Origin of the sequence: Flavobacterium salmonis (assembly GCF_903819435.1) — a bacterium.
GTDB classification, from domain to species: domain Bacteria; phylum Bacteroidota; class Bacteroidia; order Flavobacteriales; family Flavobacteriaceae; genus Flavobacterium; species Flavobacterium chungangense.
This window is the reverse complement of sequence record NZ_CAIJDP010000082.1, coordinates 144,425-151,264: the sequence shown is the minus strand read 5'-3', so window position 1 is coordinate 151,264 and position 6,840 is coordinate 144,425. Positions and strand designations below refer to the sequence as shown.

Annotated in this window: 5 protein-coding genes; all 5 read left to right on the top strand. The window is 30.0% G+C overall.

The window, feature by feature from the left end; genetic code table 11:
• Positions 1 to 1,712: 1,712 nt before the first annotated feature.
• From FLACHUCJ7_RS18620 to FLACHUCJ7_RS18600, 5 genes are read left to right on the top strand one after another with little or no spacing between them, the layout of a single operon-like run.
• Positions 1,713 to 2,126 carry a response regulator gene (locus FLACHUCJ7_RS18620; protein ID WP_031453294.1) on the top strand — a complete coding sequence of 138 codons (414 nt, stop codon included), beginning with the start codon at positions 1,713 to 1,715 and terminating at the stop codon, positions 2,124 to 2,126.
• 9 nt (positions 2,127 to 2,135) lie between these two features.
• Positions 2,136 to 2,675 carry a heme NO-binding domain-containing protein gene (locus FLACHUCJ7_RS18615; RefSeq protein WP_180909989.1) on the top strand — a complete coding sequence of 180 codons (540 nt, stop codon included), beginning with the start codon at positions 2,136 to 2,138 and terminating at the stop codon, positions 2,673 to 2,675.
• 5 nt (positions 2,676 to 2,680) lie between these two features.
• Entirely contained in the window at positions 2,681 to 4,597 is a 1,917-nt protein-coding gene (locus FLACHUCJ7_RS18610) for a PAS domain S-box protein (protein WP_180909988.1), read from the top strand.
• Positions 4,598 to 4,601: 4 nt separating this feature from the next.
• Positions 4,602 to 5,735 (top strand): FIST signal transduction protein, encoded by a 1,134-nt coding sequence (locus FLACHUCJ7_RS18605; protein ID WP_180909987.1) that lies wholly within the window; start codon positions 4,602 to 4,604, stop codon positions 5,733 to 5,735.
• On the top strand, positions 5,735 to 6,784 hold the full coding sequence (locus tag FLACHUCJ7_RS18600) for a sensor histidine kinase (RefSeq protein WP_180909986.1): 1,050 nt from the start codon (positions 5,735 to 5,737) through the stop codon (positions 6,782 to 6,784). The genes FLACHUCJ7_RS18605 and FLACHUCJ7_RS18600 overlap by 1 nt, the downstream gene beginning before the upstream one ends.
• Positions 6,785 to 6,840: the final 56 nt, after the last annotated feature.

Sequence of the window (6,840 nt, the reverse complement as noted above, 5' to 3'; positions counted from 1 at the left end):
CTTTAACTATTAGATGATTAGCTTTTTGCTGTAGACCAATTGCGTTTGAAAATCGTTAAAAAGCATAATAGCGTATTTGTTTATTTTACAAGTGATCTAGTTTTTGTTAAAATCGAGTATGAGATTTCATTTTGTAAAAACAATAAAAAAGCTCCTTGTGGCGAGGAGCTTTTAAATTAGATTAAAATTGTTTTTGGATGATAATTTTATCGTTGGGGGGCAATGTAATTATTACATTACAAATGTCGATTACTTTTCAGGCTTTTCTTTAACTATTAGATGATTAGCTTTTTGCTGTAGACCAATGGCTTTTGAAAATCGTTAACAAGCATAATAGCGTATTGGTTTATTTTACAAGTGATCTAGTTTTTGTTAAAATCGAGTATGAGGTTTCATTTTGTAAAAACAATAAAAAAGCTCCCTGGGGCGAGGAGCTTTTAAATTAACTAAAATTGTTTTGGATAATAATTTTATCGTTGGGGGACAATGTAATTATTACATTACAAATGTCGATTACTTTTTAGGCTTTTCTTTAACTATTAGATGATTAGCTTTTTGCTGTAGACCAATTGCTTTTGAAAATCGTTAAAAAGCATAATAGCGTATTTGTTTATTTTACAAGTGATCTAATTTCTGTTAAAATCGAGTATGAGGTTTCATTTTGTAAAAACAATAAAAAAGCTCCTTGTGGGAGGAGCTTTTAAATTAGATTAAAATTGTTTTTGGATGATAATTTTATCGTTGGGGGGCAATGTAATTATTACATTACAAATGTCGATTACTTTTTAGGCTTTTCTTTAACTATTAGATGATTAGCTTTTTGCTGTAGACCAATTGCGTTTGAAAATCGTTAAAAAGCATAATAGCGTATTTGTTTATTTTACAAGTGATCTAATTTCTGTTAAAATCGAGTATGAGGTTTCATTTTGTAAAAACAATAAAAAAGCTCCTTGTGGCAAGGAGCTTTTAAATTAGATTAAAATTGTTTTTGGATGATAATTTTATCGTTGGGGGGCAATGTAATTATTACATTACAAATGTCGATTACTTTTCAGGCTTTTCTTTAATTATTAGATGATTAGCTTTTTGCTGTAGACCAATGGCTTTTGAAAATCGTTAACAAGCATAATAGCGTATTGGTTTAGTTTTCAAGTGATCTAATTTCTGTTAAAATCGAGTATGAGGTTTCATTTTGTAAAAACAATAAAAAAGCTCCTTGTGGTGAGGAGCTTTTAAATTAGATTAAAATTGTTTTTGGATGATAATTTTATCGTTGGGGGCAATACAATTATTAGATCACAAATCTAGGTTACTTTTTTGTTTTTCATTTTAACTATTAGACGACTAACAGTTTACTGTAGATCAACGAACTTTTTAAATCGTTAGTAAGTACAATCTAGTGTTTGTTTTGCAGGTTAACTATTTCTATTAAAATGGATTAAAAGTGGAAGATTTGGTAAACGGATAAAATAATCTTGGAATACTTGTGTAGCTTGGTATCAATGCAGTCATGTCATTTCTTTTTAAGCAGTATTTAGTATTATTTTTTTTGAAAGTATAATCTTATATATAGAAATAAAAAACATTTTTTTATTTCTATTTAACGATAAATTCATACCATTCGACTACAGTTTTGTACAATTTACCGAAATATATACAAAGTAATATAAAGCTATAATTAAATTTGAATACTAATTTTATACAAAAACTACATGTCAAAGCCATTAAATATATTATTAATAGAAGACGATGCTATTGAGATTATGAAATTTAATAGAGTTTTAGCAAACTTTGAGCAAGTTCATAAAATAATAGAAGCAAATAACGGCGAAGAAGCACTTACGATACTTAAAGATAAGGTAATTATTCCTGATATAATTGTATTGGATCTTAACATGCCCAAAATAAATGGAATAGAATTTTTAGGCATTCTTAAAGCTGATGATGTTTTAAAATACATACCTGCTATAGTATTAACCACTTCTAACAACCATAAAGATGTTTTAGAGTTTTACAGAATAGGTATAGCTGGATATATGCTTAAACCATTAAAATACGAGGAATATGTAGATAAAATAAAAAAAATGATTGAATACTGGAGTATAAACGAGTTAATATCTCAATAAAATAGCGTCATGTACGGAATAATTTATAAGGCTTTTGAGCAATACGTGATAGATACTTTCGATGTAGAAACATGGAATATTACTATTTCTAAAAGTTTAGTCTCTATGAATACTAAAACCATAGATCAGCCTTATAATGATGCTATTACTTTTGAAATAGCAAAACAATTATCAAAAAGCACCAATTTAGCTATCGATAAAATCCTTTTTCAATTAGGAGAGTACGTTGTAAAGATAACTCGTGAGAAATATCTGTTAATTATGCAGTTTAGAGACAATGATTTTAAAGATTATTTACTAAATTTACCTAGCTTTCATAACCGGATGTTGTTGATATACCCAAAACTAACTCCACCTGAATTTAAAGTAACTGTTGTAAATGATACTATTTTAATGTTACATTATTACACAAATACGTCCGGGATGAAAGAATATATAAAAGGGTATCTTAACGGTTTAATAAGAGCATTTGAAAGCAATGTAGAAATTGAGCATATTGTATCCAGACAGTTAAACAAATTTGAGGATGTGTTTAAAATAAGCTGGTAATATGTATGGATTCAATTAATTTTACTACCGAGAGATTTAATGAAGTCTTTCCTTTCTACATTTTGTTTGATCAGCAAATGCTTATTTCGTCTTATGGAAAAAGCTTAAAAAAAGTTCTTCCTTCAATAAAAGAACAAATCAAATTCACAGATTATTTCGCATCAAAAAGACCTTTCATGGAAAAAATAGATGCAGAAACAATATCAGAAAACTTAAATCAATTAGTAATTCTAGAGTGTATAGAAAATGATTTAGTGATTAGAGGACAGTTTGTTTCTGTACATAATCATTTTCTTTTTATTGGTTCGCCATGGTTAACATCTGTTGAAGAGGTAAAAAAAAATAACCTTACAATATCTGACTTCGCTAATTATGACCCACAGCTTGATTTATTGCAAATATTAAAAAATCAGGAAGTAAAGAATAATGAACTCAATGAATTACTTGAAGTTAATAATCGTCAAAGAGAAGAACTTAATAAGGATCGTGAAGAATTAAACCGGATTTCATTAGTTGCCAGTGCTAACAAAAATGCTATAGTTTTTACTGATTCTGATGCAAAAATATTTTGGTGCAATGATGCGTATCATAAAATAACAGGGTTTACAAAGGAAGATATTCTTGGAAAATCGCCCATTGAGGTAGGCAAAACTTTTAATACAGATAAAGAGGCTATAAAAAAAATGGTTAATCTTTTTTTGACTGGCGAATCATTTGATGTAGAAATTACCCATGGTCGTAAAGATGGATCTTATTTTTGGACTCGAACAAAAGGACAGCCTATTTATAATAAAAACGGTGAACTATTGCAGTATTTTGCTGTAATTGAAGATATCACTGATGAGAAAAAGAAAGAGGAGCAATTAATTTTATTATCACTAATTGCAGAAAAAAATATCAATGCAGTTATAATTAGCGACAAAGAAGGAAAAATAGAATGGGTTAATTCAAGTTTTACAATGATGTCTGGATATGATGCGGAAGAACTTATAGGTTTGAAACCAGGTAAATTGCTACAAGGTGTAGAAAGTAACCCAGAAGCAGTTACCTATCTAAGCCAGCAAATAAAAAAGGGAGAGCCATTTAGCTGTGAAATTATTAATTATTCAAAAACAGGAAAAAAATATTGGGTAAAAATCCAAGGTCAGGCATTGTATAATAAATGGGGAGAAATCTCACGTTTTTTTGCCATTGAAGAAGATATCACAGAACGCAAAATATTTGAAGAGCAAAAGGAACAGCTTTTAGCTAGTTTGGAGAAAAGTAATAATGATCTTGAAGAATATGCTCAAATTGTATCTCACGATCTTAAATCACCATTAAGAAGTATTAACTCTTTAATTTATTGGATAAAAGAAGACAATAAAGCTAAATTAGGAGAACAATCGATGCAATACCTGAATTTGATAGAAGGTAAAATCGAAAAGATGGACCGGCTCATACAAGGAATACTAACATACTCTAAAATAAATAATGAAAATACTGAAATTTTTCAACCTGTTAATACTTTAGAAGTTGTAGAAAATATTGTAAACACAATTGATATTCCTAGCAACATAGTAGTACAAATATCGGAGCGAATGCCTGTCATTAATGCTGACAAGTTCAGAATACATCAACTTTTTCAAAATTTAATAGGAAATGCAGTTATTTATAATGACAAACCTGAGGGTATAATTCAGATAAATGCAGAAGAGCATGAATTACATTATATTTTTTCGGTAAAAGATAATGGTCCAGGTATTGCTGAGGAACATTTTGAAAAGATTTTTAAAACATTTCAATCACTCACAAATAGCGAAAAATCTACAGGTCTGGGCTTATCAATAGTAAAAAAAATAGTTAATTATTACAAAGGTAAAATTTGGATAGAAAGTGATTTAGGTTATGGTACTACATTTTATATACAGCTAAACAAATAAAATTATGAAAATAATACAAGCTTTTAAAAAAGATAACCTTACATGGAATTATCTTACCGATAAAATCACTCTAAAGAATCCATTAGTGCTGGTATTTGCAAGCCGATTGCTGCTTGAAGACGAACTTTTTTTAAAGGATATTAAAAGAGAATTCCCTTATGAACATATAGTTTACGGCTCTACAGCTGGTGAAATTGCTGATATAAATGTCCTTGATGATTCTGCCACAGTAACAGCAATAGAATTTGAAAGAAGTAGTTTCATAATTAAAACCGGTAATATTCTAGACTATAATAAAGATGGTGTTGCTCTGGGGAAAAGTTTGTACTCAAGTATGCCGAAAGAGAACTTAAAACATCTTTTTGTGCTGTCTGAAGGAAGTTTCATTAACGGAAGTTCATTAATAAATGGACTGGAAGATGCTATCGATTCAAACTTATCAATAACAGGAGGTATGTGCGGTGATGATGCAAAATTTGAAAAAACCCTTGCGTCTTATAATGAAAATCCAAGAGAAGGAGAAGTTGTATTAATTGGTTTTTATGGAGAAACATTAGAAATTAGTTTTGCCAGTTATGGGGGATGGCAGCCATTTGGTCCCGAAAGAATAATTACACGTTCTGAGGGAAATATTTTGTACGAGATAGATGGGCAGCCGGCATTAGAACTATATAAAAAATATTTAGGAGAAAAGGCCAGTGAACTTCCGCAAGCCTCTCTTTTATACCCGCTAAATGTTACACCTCCCGGAAAAGAAGATGCTCTGGTAAGGACAATACTTAATATTGACAATGACAATCAATCCATGATCCTTGCGGGAGATGTACCCCTAAACTCAAAGGTACAGCTCATGATGGCGTCGATAGATAGCATCGCTGAAGGAGCCAGCCTGGCAGCTCAGTATGCTATGAAAGACAGGACAATAAAACCAAGTCTGGCAATACTTATAAGTTGTGTTGGGCGAAAACTTGTTATGGATCAACGTGTTGAAGAAGAAATTGAAGAAGTAAAATCAATTTTAGATAGTGAAACAGTTTTAACAGGTTTTTATTCTTATGGAGAAATGGCACCGTTTTTTGCAAGTACGAGATGTCAATTACATAATCAGACAATGACTTTAACACTTCTTAGCGAATAATGAACCTAAACTCCTTATTAAAAAGACAAATAGCAAAACACCTGGGAGGTGCTATTCCTGATGGATTTGAGAGCTTCTTAAATGCAGTAAACAACTCATATATAAATTTTGATGAGCAAATTGCATTGCTTCAAAGAGCGATGAAATTTAGTTCAGACGAGTTGTTTGAAGCCAATGAAAAATTAAGGGAAGAAGCGCGTAATCTGAAAGAAGTCAATAATAATCTTGAATTTATATTGAGTTCAATGAATCTTGATGTAAATAATTATTCGTCTGAAAAGGTTAGTGCAACCGAATATATAAAGCTACAATCTGAGGAAATAATTAAAATTAACGAACAACGTGAAAAACTCCTCAGAAACCTTGAATTACAAAATCAGGAACTAAATGATTATGCACATGCAGTGTCTCATGACTTAAAAGCTCCTTTAAGAAGTATAAACACACTTATTGAATGGTTTATTACTGATAACAAAGACAAACTTAGCAGTGATAATTTAGATTCATTAAATCTTATTTTGCTTAGTGTCGAAAAAATGGATCTGCTAATAAAAGGGATTTTAGACTACTCATCAATTGATAAACTGCAATCCGAAAATAGAATTGTTGACTTTAATGTACTTTTAGATGAAATTATTAGAACAACTTTACTGCCTGTTAATTATGAAATAAAACTACATAATGAACTCCCTAAAATATATGGTAATTACTATAGATTTAAACAGCTTTTTGAAAATTTAATTAATAATAGCATTAAATATAACGATAAAGAGACTGGAATTATAGAAATCGGATACAACATAAATAAAGATAACTTACCCGAGTTTTACGTAAAAGATAACGGGATAGGAATAGATAAAGCTTATGTCGATAAAATTTTCAACATCTTTACAAAGCTGGATAGTTCAGGTAATTCATCAGGAATAGGACTTTCTATAGTAAAAAAAATCATCCAGTATTATAATGGAGAAATTTGGGTAGAAAGTGTTTTAGGTGATGGAGCTACATTTTTTTTTACACTTAATATTAATGAACCAGCCCAAACTTAACCATTTGTAATATTTTGAATGTGAAAACAAGAACTAATAAAAATGTTAAACGGCAT